The sequence below is a fragment of the Piscinibacter sp. PDB5-1 genome (assembly GCF_056676035.1).
In genome coordinates this window covers 361,603-377,507 of the sequence record NZ_JBWVZL010000001.1, presented here as the reverse complement: position 1 = coordinate 377,507, position 15,905 = coordinate 361,603, and the positions used below count along the sequence as shown (strand labels likewise).

Genomic DNA, 15,905 nt, shown 5'->3' with positions numbered 1-15,905 from the left:
GCATCGCGTTGACAGACACCATGCCCCCCTTCCTGAGCAACGAACAGCTTGCCGCTCATCTGTCGGCATTGCTTCAATGGGTTGCTGCGGCAGACTCTTCGTCGAACCTGTACGCGCTCGTGGAGCCTGGACTCGACCTAGAAGCAGCCAAGTCGCCGGTCGTCCGCAACCTACCTGCCTTGCGACTGTTCGATGGTTTGCCTGAAGCAAGCCTCGGTGACAGGTCGCCCCTTCTCATTCGCGCCGGCCGCGTAGCCCATCTCGCGGTGTCGCCTCCTGTGGCACCAGAGCTGGAATCATTGGTGGCCTTGACTCGCCGCGCCCCATGCATCAGTTGGGTTTTGTCGCCGTTTGGGCTGGAGACGCTCGGAGCGCACTTCCGGCACTGGCTCGATGGTCGACTGCTCGACGACGCAGGGGAAGAACTGGGGGAAGTGCTCATGCGGTACACAGACCCCCGAGTGCTTCCCGGCTTCATGACAATGTTGACTGTCGAGCAGTACGGGGAGATGTTTCGCCCCGTTTCGCGTTGGGGCGTATGGCTCCGATCGGGAACCTGGCGAGAGTGGCGGGCGCCTGAGCCCAACCCTCCGCAGTTCACCCCGCCTCTCAACACTTACTCGTTAAAGCAACAGGGAATGCTGGAGCAAGCCACGCGCACCGACCGCATCCTCGCCCGCATCGAAGAACAAGCGGCAAGCTCCGATTCTGACGACCCCTTGGCCACCGCAGTGCGGAACAACTTCCTGGACCTCGCCTACGACGCGAGATTCAGGCAACTTGATGCCGTACTTGCCCATGCATCCCGCGAGGGGCTTCAAGATGACGCGGACTTCCAGTTTTACAGCTGGCTGCGACTCGCTTTCGGCCGTCGCTTCGACGAACACCCGAGTGTCGCCGTCGCACTGAAGCGATGCCAGACCGAACGCGTGACCTTTCTTGATGCTGCGGCTCTCCTGACCCTCGGAACGCCCGACATGGCACCCGCACGCTGACACCCTCGACCTGTTTGTCCCCATCATGAGTTCAATCAACGATTCCATCGCCAAGGCTCGCGCGGCGGCAAGGGCAGCCTCTGTCAACACGCCGGCTCCTTGTGAGGAGTGTGCCGACCAGGCGGAACTCCAGGCTGTGATTCTTTTTCCTGCCCTCGGTACGCCCTATGTGGCGCCTGCCAGCGAGAAGTTCATCAAGGTCTATTTGATTGTCGAAGACGCTTGCCGGAGTCTCTTCGAAATCACTGGCCCAGGGCGCGGCAGGGAGGCCCCGCTGGCTTGGTACTTCATCAACAAGCATATGCGCCTCATGCCGTTTGCCGAAGCGCACAAAACGAGCACAGACCTCAAAGGGGCACGGCTGTACGGCAGCGAGGCGGCAGCCCAGACCGGCATCAAGGTGTGGTATCGCGGGGCTTACTCTCCCCGGGCCAAAGGCGGCGATTCGCTCGGTTGGGGGCGCACTATCTATGACCATGAAGGCCAATTGGTCGCCACCCTGCGTCAGAGTTCCGTCGACTTCTTCGTCACCGGCACGGCGGCCTATGGGCCGATCGCCCCAGCCCATGAGCTGCCGCCTGGCAAAGCCGACGTGACCAACAAGCCCTTGGCGCATCTGTTCGAGATCGAGTTGAGCCTGCAGGGGCTGCGCGTGCAGCCCGCGCCTGACCATGCGTATTCGCTGGCATGGATGGTGACCTGCGTCTACAAGCAAGCCGAGCTTCCCAACAAAGCGCCGGCGCTCAAGGGCGTTTCGCATTGGGAGCATCAGGACAAGCTGATCTACGACTTCCTCTGGATGATGAAGAAGAACAAGCAGCACTTCTGGGAGCCCTTTACCTTCAACGTTCCGGCCACCACGCAAGGTCAGCTCGGTCCCCAGTTGCGCAACGAAACGAGTCGGCTGAAGGCCTATCACCCGGTGATTTTCAAGAGCAAGCCCGCACTGCACATCGGCCACCTGACCGACGTGCACGTGAACAGCCGGCACTTTGCGTTAGCACAGTCGCAGGCTGCGGCGATCCCCGGCGTGTCCGACCCGCTCGGCCCCAAGCTCGCCAACAGCTTCGTCATACTGCGCGAACTGTTTGACAGCATGCGCGAGAAGGGGGCAGACGCACTCTTCATCACCGGCGACTTGGTCGACTTCAATCAGAACTTCAACCCCGCTAAGCTCGCCCAGGGCGCGCCCAAGGACCAATGGGCGCAGTACGACCTCAGCAAACAGTTCGTGGGCGGCAAAGCGAAGGACGGCACGCTCTACCCGCGTGGGCTGGACGACATGCTCACGTACTCATTGTTCAAGTACTCGTACTTGAACCACTGTCCGCTGTTTGTTATCACCGGCAACCACGAGGCCTACGACGTGCCTTACGGCATTGCGCCCCGTATGAACTCACACAGCGTGGGTCAAACAATTCGGCAAACTCTGGACGATGACACGCGTGCCAAGCGCGTTCTACGCCTGCGCGCGTACGCACGCAGGCTGGAGCGCGAGGGGAAGCAAGCCAAAGCCGACGAGGCCACGGAAGAAGCGGACCTGCTCGAGGCTGAGGCGGTCGTGGTGCCCAAACGAGTGACCGACGCAGCCGTAACCGCTGAAAAAGAAGCCAAGTCCACCGAGTCACCGTCCAGAGGTGCCTTCGATGCCGTGGCTCCAGGGCCTGCGCTGATTTGGCGCAAGACGAAGGAATGGGGTGCTGGCAAATGGGAAGGGCTGAAGAACCCGCAGGCCAGCGATGACCCCGATGCCGTTGCGCTCGAGTACGAGTTTTCTGACACTCGTGCCAACCAGGGCATCCCAGCCGATCACAACCTCACCATCTACGAAGCCTGCATGGCCTATGGGCCTTCCTATGGCCAACTGGTCAAAGCGTGGAACTTCATGCCGTCGAACTTCGACTGGTTCTACATGTTGTTCACGCCGCTCGCCGACTTTCGGGTGCGTTACGGGCAGACGCAGTGCTTCATCGGGCTCGATTGGGGCGAGACCGAAATCATGATCAATGCCGACATGACTGGCGAGGAGGCGATGGCTGCTGCCAGCCAAGCCCATAGAGATGTTCAGGGCAACCCAGTCTTGTCAACCAATCCTGCGGCATCGGCGGGAGCCTTCGTCTGGGAAAGCCAGAAGGCCATTGCAGGCCAATTGATGGGCTTGCCCCGCGCGGACAAAAGCCTCAGCGACGTGCAACAGGCACTCATTGTTGACGCCCTCAAGGCATCACCCGCCCAATGCAGAAACGTGTTGTTCACCCACTTCACGCTGATCAACTACGACAACCCCGTGAGCTTTCGCCGACTCAAGTTGACAGAAGCGGGCGACGCACGCGAATTTCTGTTGAGCGATGGCACCTTCAACGACTACAACCGCGGCACCTTCAGCCTGAAGCGCAAATGGCTTTTTGGATTGCTCAACGAGGGGACTCGGGAAGGTCGCCTGCACTACACGCTGGCGGGCCACTCGCACCGTGCCGGAGCCTACTCGGTTGCGAAGCTTCGGAATAAGCCGGGCGATGACTTTCACGCTGTCAGCGTGCAGGCATATGAACCCGTGGAGCCTGGCGATGGTTCATACGACGACGTGCACCGGCGCATGTTCGACAGCGGCCGCACCAGGGTGCTCGTGTCGTCATGCGGTGGCCCGATCGGCTGCCAGAACTACAACGGAGAAATGCTGGGCTGGAACCTGACGCCGCCGTCTGGAACGCTGCTCAAGACCGATGCCATGGGCTGCGATGAGTTCCGCCGCATCACGGCCAAGCAACCCAGCGCGCAGCCGAGGTTCTGCGTGGCGTTGGACTACCTGATGGTCGAGAAAGAGAGGCCGGTCATCTCCTGGGCCAGGCATTCAAGCGGAGGGCGTGGCATGGTCGGACGGACGGTGCGCAATTTCTGGATGACCACGGCGCATGTGCAGCAGATCGAGCCTTTTGTGGAGAGGGTGGAGTTTTTTGTGTGGGATGCCCGGGGTGTAGAGGGCGGCTCCTATCGTGCGTTCAGCACTGTATTGAACCGCCGAGCCGAGCATGACGAGGTGGATCCGAAGGATCGCTCGGTGCCGCCAGAGTACCGGTATCAAATGAGTTTTTGGGATCACGAGGGCGTCTTTGCTGCACTCCAGGCAGCCCCAAATGTTCCTGCGTTTGTCCGGATCACGTTAAAAAGATCAGCGAGAGCGGGGCTTTACTCGCACTACAACTTCGATGATGCGTGGTGCTTTCCCGTAGTCCTCACGACAGCAGGTTCAGGCATGAGCATGAACATTCGCCGACCAGCAGGTGAGTTTGGTGAGGTGCCCGACTTTGTGGCGCTTTCCGCCATGTTCCCGGATCAATACAAATACGACACCAAGGTGAGAAAGGCATGAGTGGGCTCTCACGCAGAACGTTGCTAGCCGCATCTGTGGCCTCCCTGCTCTCTGCGTGCGAAAGATCACCTGCCAAGCCCTTTGCAATCACGAAGACGACGATGAACAAAACAATGCTTAGCGACGAAGATTTCGCGCTACTGACTGACCTAGAAACGCGGCGCAGAGTGGTCGGCGATGCTCCCCTCGTGATCCGCGATCGGTATATTGGTGGAGGCGGTGATTCCCACCGCTTGGATGATGTGTCCCTGGAGGACATCGAGTTTGTCGATTGCATGTTCCTCGGGCACATGATGTTCGACGTCAACATGAAGCACCTGCGTTTTACGCGCTGCGGGTTCTCTGGCGTGCGGTGGGAGGGAGGGCGTTGGTCGAACCTGACTTTCAAGGACTGTGGGTTTCTCGGAAGAGGCGTGTCTATCCTGCCGGGGGGCGGAGATGGTGAATCAATTTTTGAGCGGTGCTATTTCAAGGGAACAGAGCCCGACAGCCCCCAGCATGCTGGCGCAATGCGGCTATACGGTACGGTTGGTGTTGGAGGTAAGTCGAGATATGTGGATTGCGAGATACACCGATTCCGAACTTTCATTGATACGCATACAGAAGTTGTCAACTGCAAGGTCGATCGAATCTTATTCAGTCACCGCTTTGAGCACGGCGCTGTCAGCCTGTTAATCGACAGCTGCACCGTCGAGAACGACATGGATATGCCTCACGCCGTTATTGCGTCGTTGACGATTCGGAACAGCACTTTTGATCGAGTAGATGCCAGCCGCCTGAAGGGCAAGCAGGTCGTGCTTGAGAAGGTCAGCGGAAGCTTTGACTTCATGCGCGCAGAGATCGGCGGACTCAGGGCGACGCAGTGCGTGTTCAACCACCCCACAGGTGTCGACGACCGGAAAAGCGGTTGGGGCTTGTCTGTCTCCTGGGTGGAAATGGAAAGCCTGCTCCTTGACCAGTGCTCTTTTCAGGGCACCCACGCGAGGCTCTTCGCTCCCGGAGATCCTCCGAAGCGAGATTCGGACGGAAAGATCGTCCCCTACATCTCGAAGAAGACCGGCAAGGTCATCTCGTACTTCACTGAAATCGGCTCGGTCACGTTGCGCAAGACACCCGTCGCGCGTGGTGACTTCACTTACTCGCACATCCAGCAGTTCACAGTCGAAAACGCTGCGTTGACCGACACGCAACTTCCCCACAGCGAGATCGGTACGCTGACCCTGAAGAATGTCACCCTCTCGGGAACACTCGATTTCAGAAACACCCAAGTCAGGGACGTCGTTGCAGAGAACGTTACCAAGGAAAAACTGAAGCTCGTTACCGACAAGAATTCGAAGGTCGCGCTCTGAAAGCGCCAATCGATGAGACTTCGGCTTCACCGGCGGGTTGCGCATGGGCCGTGTGCTCTGCCGCAAGAGCGAGTGGCCTGCGAGCGCCGCACCCGCCGCGGCTGTGTCGGATTGTTCTTGTTTGCGCCGATCTTTCTTTCAGGCTGCGAGTTCTCTGTGCACGGTACTTTTGAAGTCGTGCTGTTCAGCTACCTCGGCCGGCCGATCTTCGATGTGTTGATCAATGGATTGGATGTCGGGGTTGCAGGTGAATATCCTCACTCCGGCGGCGGCTCGATGCCGGGGGTGTCGATCACATTTGGGCAGCAGTCGGTGTCATGGCGCCTGGGTGGACCCGAGGGGATGCCTGGCAATGGCGAGACGGTTTATGCGGCCAACCGGCCGGTTCTGAATCGCTCACCCGCAGAGCATGCTTACCTCGGCTTGCATATCTACCCCGATCGCACGGCGGAATTGGTGACTTCGGTTCATTTCCCGGACCTGAGCGACCGGGGGCGCATCTACGATGCCGAATGGAGGGCGAACCAGCGCGGATGACGACGCCTCAGCCCAGTCATTCGCTTTCACTGCGAAGGCCAGACGGCCGGCAGCGACGCCATGGAATTGACACGTTGTCAGAGCCGAACGAAGAACAGGCAGAGGGCAGGGCTGCCGTCAACAACACCCCGAGTGAATTCATTTCTCGCGCAAGGTTCATTGGTGACTTGGGCATGCATGAGTCGGCATCCCACGGATCTCGACCCGGCGAGGCAAGGCAGGGCGCTTGTCGCGATGATCATGTGCCGGTGTCGACCCCTTGGCGAAGACTTGCCTTGAAAGGCTATGCGCCTGGTGGCTCATGCGCAGAGGGCTACCAGCCACCCAGTCACGGGTCGGCCCGCCTCCATGCGCAGGGTTTCCTGCCGGAAGGCTGCGACGCGGAGCGTTGATGCGTTGATCAACGCTTGCAGCGACTCGCCTCGGTGCGCATAGCGTCCGTGGGGCTGGAGCTGATACGGGGCATGGCCTTCGGCCAACAAGGCCTCGACGGTGAAGACAAAGTAACCGCCCGGGCGCAGCGATTGCGCCGCCGCTGCGATGGCCTCGTCCAAATCACCGAAGTAGCACAGCGTATCCGCGCAAACCAGCGCGTCGAACTGGGCGGGATGCGCCCGCATGTCCGCCACCAGCTCGCTGTGCCGCAGCTGGTCGTACACCTCGCGGCGCTGTGCTTTTTCCAGCATGCCGGCCGACAGGTCGCAGCCGTGCAGCGTGCGAGCCCAGGGGCGCACCATCGGCCCGCACAGGCCGGTGCCGCAGCCGAGGTCGTTGATATCGAATTGCCTTGCGGGAGCCGGCAGCAGTTCGGCCAGCAGATCGGCGACCAACTGGGGTGCGCGGTAGCCCAAGGCCGCCAGATTCGCGTCGAAGGTGGCGGCGAAGGCGTCGAAGGTTTTTTCGACGTAGGCGTCGCTGGCGCGTGACGGGACTTGGCCGTCACCGGTGCAGGCCGCCAGGTGATGCTGGATCACCGGGTTGTCGGGGTCGGTCGCGAGCCATTCTCGGTACAGCTTCGCGGCTTCGTCGAGCCGGCCGAGGTGGACCAGCGCGCGTGGCACCGCGTTGCGTGCCTGCAGGTGACGCGGCCACAGCAGGATGGCGCGGCTGTTGGCGGTGAGGCCTTCATCGACCTTGCCTTGCTCCAGCAGCGTGAGCGACAGGTTGTACCAAGCCTGTGCGAAGTCGGGGTGCGCGGCCAGGGCGCGGCGGCACAGGGCTTCGGACTCGCCGTGCGCGCCGCGTTTGCGGTGGATGGTCGCGAGGTTGTTCAGCGCGTCGAGGTGATCGGGCCGCAGCGCGAGGCAGCGTTGGTACGCCTCAGCCGCTTCGTCGAAGCGCTGCATCTCGACCAGCACGTTGCCGAGGTTGTTCCAGGGGCCGGGCTGGTCGGGCAGGGCGTCGATGGCGCGGCGAATCAGCGCGAGGCCTTCTTCGCTGCGCCCGCGCTGGTGTTGCAGCACGCCGAGAAAGTGCAGCGCGTCGTGCTGGTTCGGCCAGCGCTCGAGCACGGTCTTCAGGACAGGCTCGGCGAGGTCGGGCTTCTTGTCGCGCAGCAGTTCGATGGCGCGTTTGAGAAGCTGCTGTTGGGCGAGGCGGGCTGAGCCGCTCAGAGGCCTGGGTTTGGTTTGCATGGACAGCGGCTCTTCGTTTGCGTCGGCATCGGGTGCGGTCAACTGCTGGGCAGGTGGGTCACGCGGGTGGCCCTCACCCCGGCCCTCTCCCCCGAGGGAGAGGAGGGCACAACACCCGATCAGTCGAACGCATACCCGAAGTCGCCATTGGCCACGCTCAGGGCGACCTTCTGCAGCGGAGCACCGCTGGCCAGGCGCGTCAGGTACTCGCGGCTGACTTGCGGCAGCACGGTGTTGGTCAGCAAGGCGTCGATCACGCGGCCGCCGCTTTCGACTTCGTTGCAGCGGCTCACCACGAGCTTGACCACCTCGTCGTCGTACGTGAACGGCACGCCGTGGTTGGCCTCGACGCGCTTCTTGATGCGGTTGAGCTGCAGCCGCACGATGCGGCCGAGCATGTCTTCGCTCAGCGGGTAGTAGGGGATGGTCACGATGCGACCCAGCAGCGCCGCCGGGAAGACCTTCAACAGCGGCTCGCGCAGCGCCTTGGCGATGGCCTCGGGCTCGGGCATCAGCTCGGGGTCTTTGCACAGGTTCATGATCAACTCGCTGCCGGCGTTGCTGGTCAGCAGGATGATCGTGTTCTTGAAGTCGATGAGGCGGCCTTCGCCGTCTTCCATCCAGCCCTTGTCGAAGACCTGGAAGAAGAGTTCGTGCACGTCGGGGTGCGCCTTCTCCACCTCGTCGAGCAGCACCACGCTGTAGGGCCGGCGCCGCACGGCCTCGGTCAGCACGCCGCCTTCGCCGTAGCCCACGTAGCCGGGGGGCGAGCCCTTGAGCGTCGAGACGGTGTGCGCCTCTTGGTACTCGCTCATGTTGATGGTGATGACGTTCTGCTCGCCGCCGTACAAGGCCTCGGCCAGCGCGAGCGCGGTCTCGGTCTTGCCGACGCCCGAGGTGCCGGCCAGCATGAATACGCCGATGGGCTTGTTGGGGTTGTCGAGCCCGGCGCGCGAGGTCTGGATGCGCTTGGCGATCATCTCCATCGCGTGGTCTTGGCCGATCACGCGCTGCCCCAACGATTGCGGCAGGTTGAGGATGGTCTCGATCTCGTTGGCGGCCATGCGACCGACCGGGATGCCGGTCCAGTCGCCCACCACGCTGGCCACGGCCTGGTAGTCCACGGTCGGCAAGATCAGGGGGCTTTCGCCTTGCAGGCTGGCCAGCTCGGCCTGCACGCGGTGCAGTTCGGCGAGCGTCGCGTCGCGTTCGCTCTCGCTCAGCTTGGGCAGGTCGGCCTTGCTGGCTTCGGCTTCGGCGCCTTGCTCGAGTTTGCTGCCGGTGCCTTCGACCGGCTCCAGCCCTTCGCGCAGCTTGGCGCGCAGCGCGAGCAGTTGGTCCACCAGGCCCTTCTCGGCTTGCCAGCGGGTTTGCAGCGTGTCGAGGCGGGCGCGCTCGGCGCTGAGCAGGGCTTCGACGGCGGTGGCACGCTTGGTGGTATCGATGCCGATGGCGTTTTCGCGGGCGATGATGCCGCGCTCGACCTCCAGCGACTCGATGCGCTTGCTGCAGTCGTCCACCTCGGCCGGCGTCGCGTGCAGGCTCACGGCCACGCGGGCGCAGGCGGTGTCGAGCAGGCTGACCGACTTGTCGGGCAACTGTCGCGCGGGGATGTAGCGGTGCGACAGCTTCACCGCGGCTTCGAGCGCCTCGTCGAGGATCTGCACGTTGTGGTGCTTCTCCATCGTCGAGGCCACGCCGCGCATCATCAGAATGGCGCGCGCTTCGTCGGGTTCATCGACGGTGATGCTCTGGAAGCGGCGCGTCAGCGCCGGGTCTTTCTCGATGTGCTTCTTGTACTCGGCGAAGGTCGTCGCGCCGATGGTGCGCAGCTGCCCGCGCGCGAGCGCCGGCTTCAGCAGGTTGGCCGCGTCGCCCGTGCCGGCCGCGCCACCCGCGCCCACCAGCGTGTGGGTTTCGTCGATGAACAAGATGATGGGCTTGGCCGAGGCCTGCACCTCGTCGATCACCGAACGCAGGCGCTGTTCGAACTCGCCCTTCATGCTGGCGCCGGCCTGCAGCAGGCCGACATCGAGCGCGCGCAGCTCGACGTCTTTCAGCGAAGGCGGCACGTCGCCGCGCGCGATGCGCTGGGCGAAGCCTTCGACCACGGCGGTCTTGCCCACGCCGGCCTCGCCGATGAGGATGGGGTTGTTCTGCCGGCGGCGCATCAGGATGTCGACCACCTGACGGATCTCGTCATCGCGGCCGACGATCGGATCCATCTTGCCGCCGCGCGCTTGCTCGGTGAGGTCGGTGGTGAACTTCTTCAGCGCCTCTTGCTTGCCCATCGCGGCCGGGGCGATGGCGCCGCTGGCCTCGCCCGGGGCCGCGCCGCTTTCGCTGGCAGCTTGCGACTCTTCGGGCGAGCCGCCGAGGATCTTGTGGAAGTTCTCGGTCAGGTCGTCGAGCTGGATGCGCTCGAACTGCTTGCTGATCGACAGCAGCACGTTGCGCAGCGTCTTGGTCTTGAGCAGACCGACGATCAGAAAGCCCGTGCGCACCTGCGTGCCGCCGAACATCAACGAGCCGTAGACCCAGCCGCGCTCGACGGCGTCTTCGACGAAGCTCGACAGATCGGTCACCGACGAGGCGCCACGCGGCAGGCGGTCGAGCGAGTTCTGCAGGTCGGTCACCAGCGCCGAGGCCTCGATGCCGTAGTGCTTGGCCAGGCGGTGCAGGTCAGAGTCTTGCGACTGCAGGATCTGGAACAGCCAGTGCTGCAACTCCACGTAGGGGTTGCCGCGCAGCTTGCAGAACACGGTGGCCCCTTCGATGGCCTTGTAGGCCAGCGGATTGAGTTTGCCGAAGAGGGCGGAGCGACTGATTTCAGCCATGGTGGTGGTCCTTCAAGAAGACGAAATGGGCGGCTTGGGCGAGGGCCGAGCGAGGGCTTCGAGACCTCAGCCCGAACGGAAATCGACGGCGTGTGACGAGGCCGCAGCGGATGGCATCGACGGCGTGTTCGCGGGGCGCAGGTGCAGTTCGCCGCGGTCCGGATGCGGCGTCTTGCGCCCCAGCCAGGTGGTCATGCCCAGCCGCGTGTCGCGACCGGCCTGCAGGGCGGGCACGGCATCGCCGCGCAGCACGAGGCGCACGTCCCACAGCATCTCGAAGCCGAGCAACTGGCGCATCCAGTCGCGCAGCTCGGTCAGCGAGCGCTGGCCGGGCAGGAAGTTTTCGTATTGCTCGCGGGTGAGCGGGCCGATGTGCAGGCGCAGCTTGTACTGGCGGTCCCACACCTTGGGGCCGGCCACGGCGGTGATGCCCAGCGCCGTGCTGCGGCGGTTGGCCGCGCTGCCCAGTCGGCTGCGGTCTTCGGGGCGCAGGTGCATCCAGTGGCCCACATAAGGCTCGATTCGGATCGGCACCTGAAAGTACTGCCGCAGCACCTTGACGATGCCCTCGGGGTTGCGCGTCGCGCGCGCCAGGTGGCCGGCGTTGAAGCGCTTGGCCGCGTCGGGCACGCTGTCGGCGCGGCGCAGCGCCGCGGGTGCCTGGCCGAAGAAGGCGCTGACCCATTTGGCGAACTGGTCGTCTGCGGGCCGGTCGGCCTGCACCGTGGGCTGCGCCTGCGCCCACGCGCGATAGAAGAGCAGCAGCGCGCGGTGGTGAAAGACATCCGCAAAGCGCACGAAGGTCGGGTCGGCGTGGTTGCGCTGGCGGTCGCGCGCGTACTCGGTCAGGTGCAGCGGCAGCGCGCCCATCGGCCCGAACAGGCCGAAGAAGCGCACCCCCAGGCGCGGCGGCGTGTGCTCGTTCGTCTTGAACGACATCAGCGCGGCTGGCGCGAAGTCCAACTCCGGCTCCTGGCCAACGCGGATCGGCTCGGCGCTGGGCCGCAGCGCGCTGCCCAGGCGCGGCTGTTGCGGGTGCAGCGCGTTGATGCGTCGCAGCGTGGCGAAGTAATCGTGCGCCCACGGTTCGGCGGCCAGCGCTTCGTGCAACTGCTGGCGGCGCTGGTAGAGGGCCTGGGCCTCAGTCATGCCCAAGCTCCACAACCCTTCGCCCTGAGGTATCGAGGGGCCTGCACTTGCCGTGGCGGGGCTTCGATACCTCAGCCCGAACGGCTTGAGGGGCGTGGCCGGCACCGGCTTGAGCCGCGACAAGCTCGCGGCTCATAGCACCGCCCTCGTGCCGATGCGCGGCTTGCACCGCATGATCTCGCCGCGTGAGGCCGAGCGCAGCACCGTTTCGCAGAAGCTGTTGGCGCTGGCGTGCCGCGCGAAGAAGCGGTCGAGCACCTGGCCGAGCATGAAGGCGCTCGACCCCTGGAAGCCCAGCTCATCGACCAGCGCGGTCACCTCCACGCCGCAGCCGAAGGTCAGCGGGCCGGGGAAGGGCAGGCGCCGCACGACCGAACGCGCCTGCACCCACTGCAGGCTTTCGACCTGCTTGCTCCAGGCCACGTCTTGCTCGGGGCCGTGCAGGGCCAGCAGCGAGCGCAGCGCGGCGGCCGCGCGGGTGGGGTCTTCGCCGGCGATGCTCAGGTGGTTGAGCGTGAGCAGGCTCACCATCGCCCAGCCCACGTCGCCGCGGGCCAGGCGCTGCACCGGCCGCGTGGGCCCGCGCAGCGTCTCGATGCGACCGGCCGGGCCGGCGGCGTCGAGTGTCCACGTGGCCGAAGCCGGCAGCAGCGTGGGCAGGTCGCGGTTGGTCACCAGCGCGGCCAGCGACAGCTGGCGGATGTCTTCGCGGTAGGGCGCGTGGCTCGGGTCGACCAGCGACACGAAGACCTCTTGCCCGACGTAGGCCGAGCGCGGGCCGTCTTGCCGTTGCCGCGCCGACAGCAGGCGTGCTTCGCGGCGCACGGTGAAGTAGGCGCCCTGTTCGCCGGCGGTTTCGTGGAAGGCCGCGTACATGGGCATGAAGCGCTGTTCGGCCACCTGGCCCACGCCGTAGCCGGTGACGGTGTCGAGCGTGTGGACTTCGTAGTCCATCGGCCGGGTGCGGTCGGGCACAACGTGGTGCTCGTGGCTGCCCGGCCCGAGCTGGATGCGGTCGAGGCGCTTCGGGAAGAGGTTGACCGCCGGGGTACAAAAGAGCGCAAGGCTGCCGGCGTCCACCAGCGATTCAAGAGCGGCCTCCCCGCGCGAAAACAGCAGAACGACTTCGGCTTCGGCCGCATCGACCAGCGCAAGGCGCCGGGCGAGGTCGTTCACTTCAAAGAACAGAAAGCGCTGCGGCATCGCCGCGAACTCTTGCAGCAGCCGGTGGCCGCTGAAGCCGCGCAGCGTTTCGGGCAGCAGGGCGTGCTCGTCGTCGAAGCCGACCGGCGCCACGGTGGCCGCGTCGCCGAAGCCCTGCACCGAGTTGCGCGTCGCGCCACCCACCCAGGTGCCCAGCGTGGTGCCGAGGATCAGCTCGTGCAGCCGGAAGGCCACGTCGTCGGGCGCCGAGATGTACAGCGGCAGGCGGTCGAGCTTGAGCTGCTTGAACTTCAGCCCGCCATGCAGCTTGAGGCGGATGCGCAGGCCGCCGCGAATCTGCTTGGCAAAGGGCAGGCGCGTGAGCGGCAGGTCGGGCGCGTGGGTGAAGTACTGCGCCGACTCGATCTCGATCGGCCACAGCGTCACGTCGTGCGCGGTGCGAAATTCGCAGCGCGTGTTCTGCCCGCGCACCGTCTCGGCCGTGAGTGCGCTGCCGCGCTTGACGGTGAAGCCGCGCTGCAGGTTCGGGTCGAGCGGGTCGGGCCGCATGCGCGCGATCAGCATCGAGGGCACGGGCGACAGGAAGCCGGGGTAGACGGTCTCGAGCAGGTGCTGGATGAACTTCGGGTGCTCGGCGTCGATCTTCAGTTGCACCCGCGCGGCCAGGAAGGCAAAGCCTTCGAGCAGGCGCTCGACGTAGGGGTCCGAGACCTCGACGCCGTCCATCGACAGGCGCGCGGCGATCTTCGGAAATTCTTTCGCGAACTCGGCACCCACCTCGCGCAGGTGGGTCAGTTCGTCGTTGTAGTGGCGAAGCAGGTTCGGGTCCATGGACTCTTCAGGTGCGGCGCCGTGCGGTTGTGCTGGTGGCGTCGCGCACTTCCACCTGGCCGGCTTCGAGATCGACCTGCGTGCGCAGCAGCAGTTCGAGCGGCACGGGCTGGGCCCACATGAAGCCGCGGATCTCGAACTCGATGACGTTGTGCGTGTCGAGCACGCTGGTGGCTTCGAGCGCCTTCACTTCGAGCGAGTCTTCCATCACGCGCGGCTCGAAACGCAGGATGGCCTGCTTGAGCGTGCGTTCGAGCAGGCTCACGTCGATGCGCGAGGCGAGCTGGCCCGACATCGGCGGCAGCCCGTAGTTCAGCACCGAGGCCGCGGCCTCGGGGTATTGCTGCGCGACCTTGGCCCCGAGCGGCTGCACCGAGTTGAGCAGCCAGCTGAGGTCACGCAACACCGCCTCGCGGATCTGCGTCTTGTTCATCACCCGCGTGTCGTCGGCCTCGACCTGCGACTGCGGCGCAAGGTCGGTCAACCGGTCGAGCAGGGCCGGTTGCAGGCGGTCGCGCAGGTTGGCGCTCATGTGGGTCGGTGGTGGGGCGAGGTCTTCTTTACCGCCAAGACGCCAAGGGCGCCAAGCACGCAAAGGGGTTCATTTCTCTTGGCGCTCTTTGTGCTCTTGGCGTCTTGGCGGTGAATCTTTTGGCGATCGCGTGGGAATCAACGAACCAGCACGAGCTCGCGCACTTCCAGCAAGCCCAGCTCAGGCCCGCTGGACGTCAGCACACGCTGCCCCAGACCGGCGTACTGGTCGCTGCCGAGTTCGAGCCATTCGGTGCCGCGCGCGAGCTTGAGCTTGCCGTCGGCTTGCTCACGCGTGCCGGGGTAGCAGGTCGGGATCAGTGCGACCGACTCGCCGCCGTTGGCGAAGGTCAGTTGGGCTGGCGCCCAGACCATGTCGCGCAGGTCTTCGGGGGCGTCGATGCTCACCTTCGAGAGTGCGTCGAAGGGCACCCAGGTGTAGCGGCCGTTGAGCACCACTTCGAGCACCGGGCCCAGGCGCGAGTCGGCATCGGCGATCCACTCGAAGGCTTCGCCGTTGAGCGTGCCGGTCGAGGTGGGGGCTTGTTCGAAGGCTTCGGCGCGCAACTGCTGCGCCTGTGCCGTCTGGCCCTGGGCTTCGTGCGCCAACGCCTGGATCAACCGCGCCACCCACTCGGACGGCTGGCCGAAGACCACCGGGGTCGTCTTGCCGGCGAACACCGCGCCGCGCACGGCCTCGCACTTGATGGCCTCGCGGTAGGTGTTGACCATGGCGAGCGCGCCGGCGTCGAGCTGGCCGCAGACGTCGAGCTGTGACATGGCCCGTTCCCACTGGCCGAGCACGGCCAGCAGCTGGAACAGGAAGACGCGCAGCTTCGCGTCGCCCGGTTTGCCGCGCACCTCTTGCTGCAAGGCCTGCAAGGCTTGGGTCGGGTCGCCGGCGGCGAGGAATTCCTGGGGAGTGGGCATCGTGGGTCTCTCGGTCGGCGTGCAGCGCGGGGCGTTGTGGGGATCAGGCCTCAGGTGGGCAGGATCTCGTCCTGGAAGCTGAAGCCTGCGCCACGGCCGCCGGTGCCTTGCTGAATTTCGTAGTCGACCTGCACCTTGTTGAACGAGAAGGTGAGTTTCTCCAGCGTCTGGCCGCTGGCGTCGCATTCGAGATCGACGCCGATCACGCGCGCGGCGCTCAACGTGATGGTGAAGAAATCGCGCTGGCCATCGCCGGCCTTGCGCATCGCGAGCTTGGCTTCCTTGACCTCGTCGTTGGTGACGAGCACGCTCATCAGCGCGGTGGACGCGCAGTCGATGTGTTTGTAGACGGTGAGGTGGCTGTAGCTGCGCCGGCCGGTGGCCTGCGACGAGCCCAGCGCCGAGCTGGCGGCCACGCCCCATTTCCACGAATGCACGACGATCTCGTCCTTGTGGTCGAGGGCGGTGCTTTCGCCTTTGATCTTGCCCGCGCGCTTGCTCTGCACGGCGAGGTAGACGTCAACTGCACCCGATGACGCCGAACGTGGGTTGACCGAGGGCATGTGGATTCCTTCCAG

Annotated in this window: 11 protein-coding genes; 4 read left to right on the top strand and 7 right to left on the bottom strand. The window is 64.6% G+C overall.

Annotated elements, in window-relative coordinates:
- The first annotated feature begins 20 nt into the window (after nucleotides 1–20).
- The 4 genes from AC1KAT_RS01685 (at nucleotide 21) to AC1KAT_RS01670 (ending at nucleotide 6,251) form a co-directional block, all read left to right on the top strand.
- Nucleotides 21–995: a DUF4123 domain-containing protein gene (locus AC1KAT_RS01685; RefSeq protein WP_480322128.1), complete on the top strand. Its 975-nt coding sequence runs from the start codon at nucleotides 21–23 to the stop codon at nucleotides 993–995.
- A gap of 25 nt (nucleotides 996–1,020) precedes the next feature.
- Nucleotides 1,021–4,365 carry a metallophosphoesterase gene (locus tag AC1KAT_RS01680; RefSeq protein ID WP_480322126.1) on the top strand — a complete coding sequence of 1,115 codons (3,345 nt, stop codon included), beginning with the start codon at nucleotides 1,021–1,023 and terminating at the stop codon, nucleotides 4,363–4,365.
- Nucleotides 4,366–4,466: 101 nt separating this feature from the next.
- Nucleotides 4,467–5,714: a hypothetical protein gene (locus AC1KAT_RS01675; RefSeq protein ID WP_480322124.1), complete on the top strand. Its 1,248-nt coding sequence runs from the start codon at nucleotides 4,467–4,469 to the stop codon at nucleotides 5,712–5,714.
- 117 nt (nucleotides 5,715–5,831) lie between these two features.
- Nucleotides 5,832–6,251 (top strand): hypothetical protein, encoded by a 420-nt coding sequence (locus AC1KAT_RS01670; protein ID WP_480322122.1) that lies wholly within the window; start codon nucleotides 5,832–5,834, stop codon nucleotides 6,249–6,251.
- Between the two features lie 299 nt (nucleotides 6,252–6,550).
- Here the strand turns inward: AC1KAT_RS01670 and AC1KAT_RS01665 are convergent, their stop codons facing one another.
- From AC1KAT_RS01665 to AC1KAT_RS01635, 7 genes are all read right to left on the bottom strand, one after another.
- Nucleotides 6,551–7,885 carry a tetratricopeptide repeat protein gene (locus AC1KAT_RS01665; RefSeq protein WP_480322120.1) on the bottom strand — a complete coding sequence of 445 codons (1,335 nt, stop codon included), beginning with the start codon at nucleotides 7,883–7,885 and terminating at the stop codon, nucleotides 6,551–6,553.
- A gap of 119 nt (nucleotides 7,886–8,004) precedes the next feature.
- Nucleotides 8,005–10,722, bottom strand: a complete 2,718-nt coding sequence (gene tssH, locus AC1KAT_RS01660) for a type VI secretion system ATPase TssH (protein WP_480322118.1) — start codon at nucleotides 10,720–10,722, stop codon at nucleotides 8,005–8,007.
- 66 nt (nucleotides 10,723–10,788) lie between these two features.
- On the bottom strand, nucleotides 10,789–11,871 hold the full coding sequence (tssG, locus tag AC1KAT_RS01655) for a type VI secretion system baseplate subunit TssG (RefSeq protein WP_480322116.1): 1,083 nt from the start codon (nucleotides 11,869–11,871) through the stop codon (nucleotides 10,789–10,791).
- Nucleotides 11,872–12,003: 132 nt separating this feature from the next.
- Nucleotides 12,004–13,866: a type VI secretion system baseplate subunit TssF gene (tssF, locus tag AC1KAT_RS01650; protein ID WP_480322114.1), complete on the bottom strand. Its 1,863-nt coding sequence runs from the start codon at nucleotides 13,864–13,866 to the stop codon at nucleotides 12,004–12,006.
- A 7-nt stretch (nucleotides 13,867–13,873) separates the two neighbouring features.
- Complete coding sequence (gene tssE, locus AC1KAT_RS01645) at nucleotides 13,874–14,398, bottom strand: type VI secretion system baseplate subunit TssE (RefSeq protein WP_480322112.1); 525 nt, start codon at nucleotides 14,396–14,398, stop codon at nucleotides 13,874–13,876.
- A 137-nt stretch (nucleotides 14,399–14,535) separates the two neighbouring features.
- Nucleotides 14,536–15,327, bottom strand: a complete 792-nt coding sequence (locus AC1KAT_RS01640; RefSeq protein WP_480322110.1) for a type VI secretion system accessory protein TagJ — start codon at nucleotides 15,325–15,327, stop codon at nucleotides 14,536–14,538.
- 50 nt (nucleotides 15,328–15,377) lie between these two features.
- Nucleotides 15,378–15,890 carry an Hcp family type VI secretion system effector gene (locus tag AC1KAT_RS01635; RefSeq protein WP_480322108.1) on the bottom strand — a complete coding sequence of 171 codons (513 nt, stop codon included), beginning with the start codon at nucleotides 15,888–15,890 and terminating at the stop codon, nucleotides 15,378–15,380.
- Between the last annotated feature and the right edge of the window lie 15 nt (nucleotides 15,891–15,905).

Coding starts and splice junctions, on each gene's coding strand:
- tssH (WP_480322118.1), bottom strand. CDS start 10,722: ATGGCTGAAATCAGTCGCTCCGCCCTCTTCGGCAAACTCAATCCGCTG.
- AC1KAT_RS01680 (WP_480322126.1), top strand. CDS start 1,021: ATGAGTTCAATCAACGATTCCATCGCCAAGGCTCGCGCGGCGGCAAGG.
- AC1KAT_RS01635 (WP_480322108.1), bottom strand. CDS start 15,890: ATGCCCTCGGTCAACCCACGTTCGGCGTCATCGGGTGCAGTTGACGTC.
- tssE (WP_480322112.1), bottom strand. CDS start 14,398: ATGAGCGCCAACCTGCGCGACCGCCTGCAACCGGCCCTGCTCGACCGG.
- tssG (WP_480322116.1), bottom strand. CDS start 11,871: ATGACTGAGGCCCAGGCCCTCTACCAGCGCCGCCAGCAGTTGCACGAA.
- AC1KAT_RS01665 (WP_480322120.1), bottom strand. CDS start 7,885: ATGCAAACCAAACCCAGGCCTCTGAGCGGCTCAGCCCGCCTCGCCCAA.
- tssF (WP_480322114.1), bottom strand. CDS start 13,866: ATGGACCCGAACCTGCTTCGCCACTACAACGACGAACTGACCCACCTG.
- AC1KAT_RS01685 (WP_480322128.1), top strand. CDS start 21: ATGCCCCCCTTCCTGAGCAACGAACAGCTTGCCGCTCATCTGTCGGCA.
- AC1KAT_RS01640 (WP_480322110.1), bottom strand. CDS start 15,327: ATGCCCACTCCCCAGGAATTCCTCGCCGCCGGCGACCCGACCCAAGCC.
- AC1KAT_RS01675 (WP_480322124.1), top strand. CDS start 4,467: ATGAACAAAACAATGCTTAGCGACGAAGATTTCGCGCTACTGACTGAC.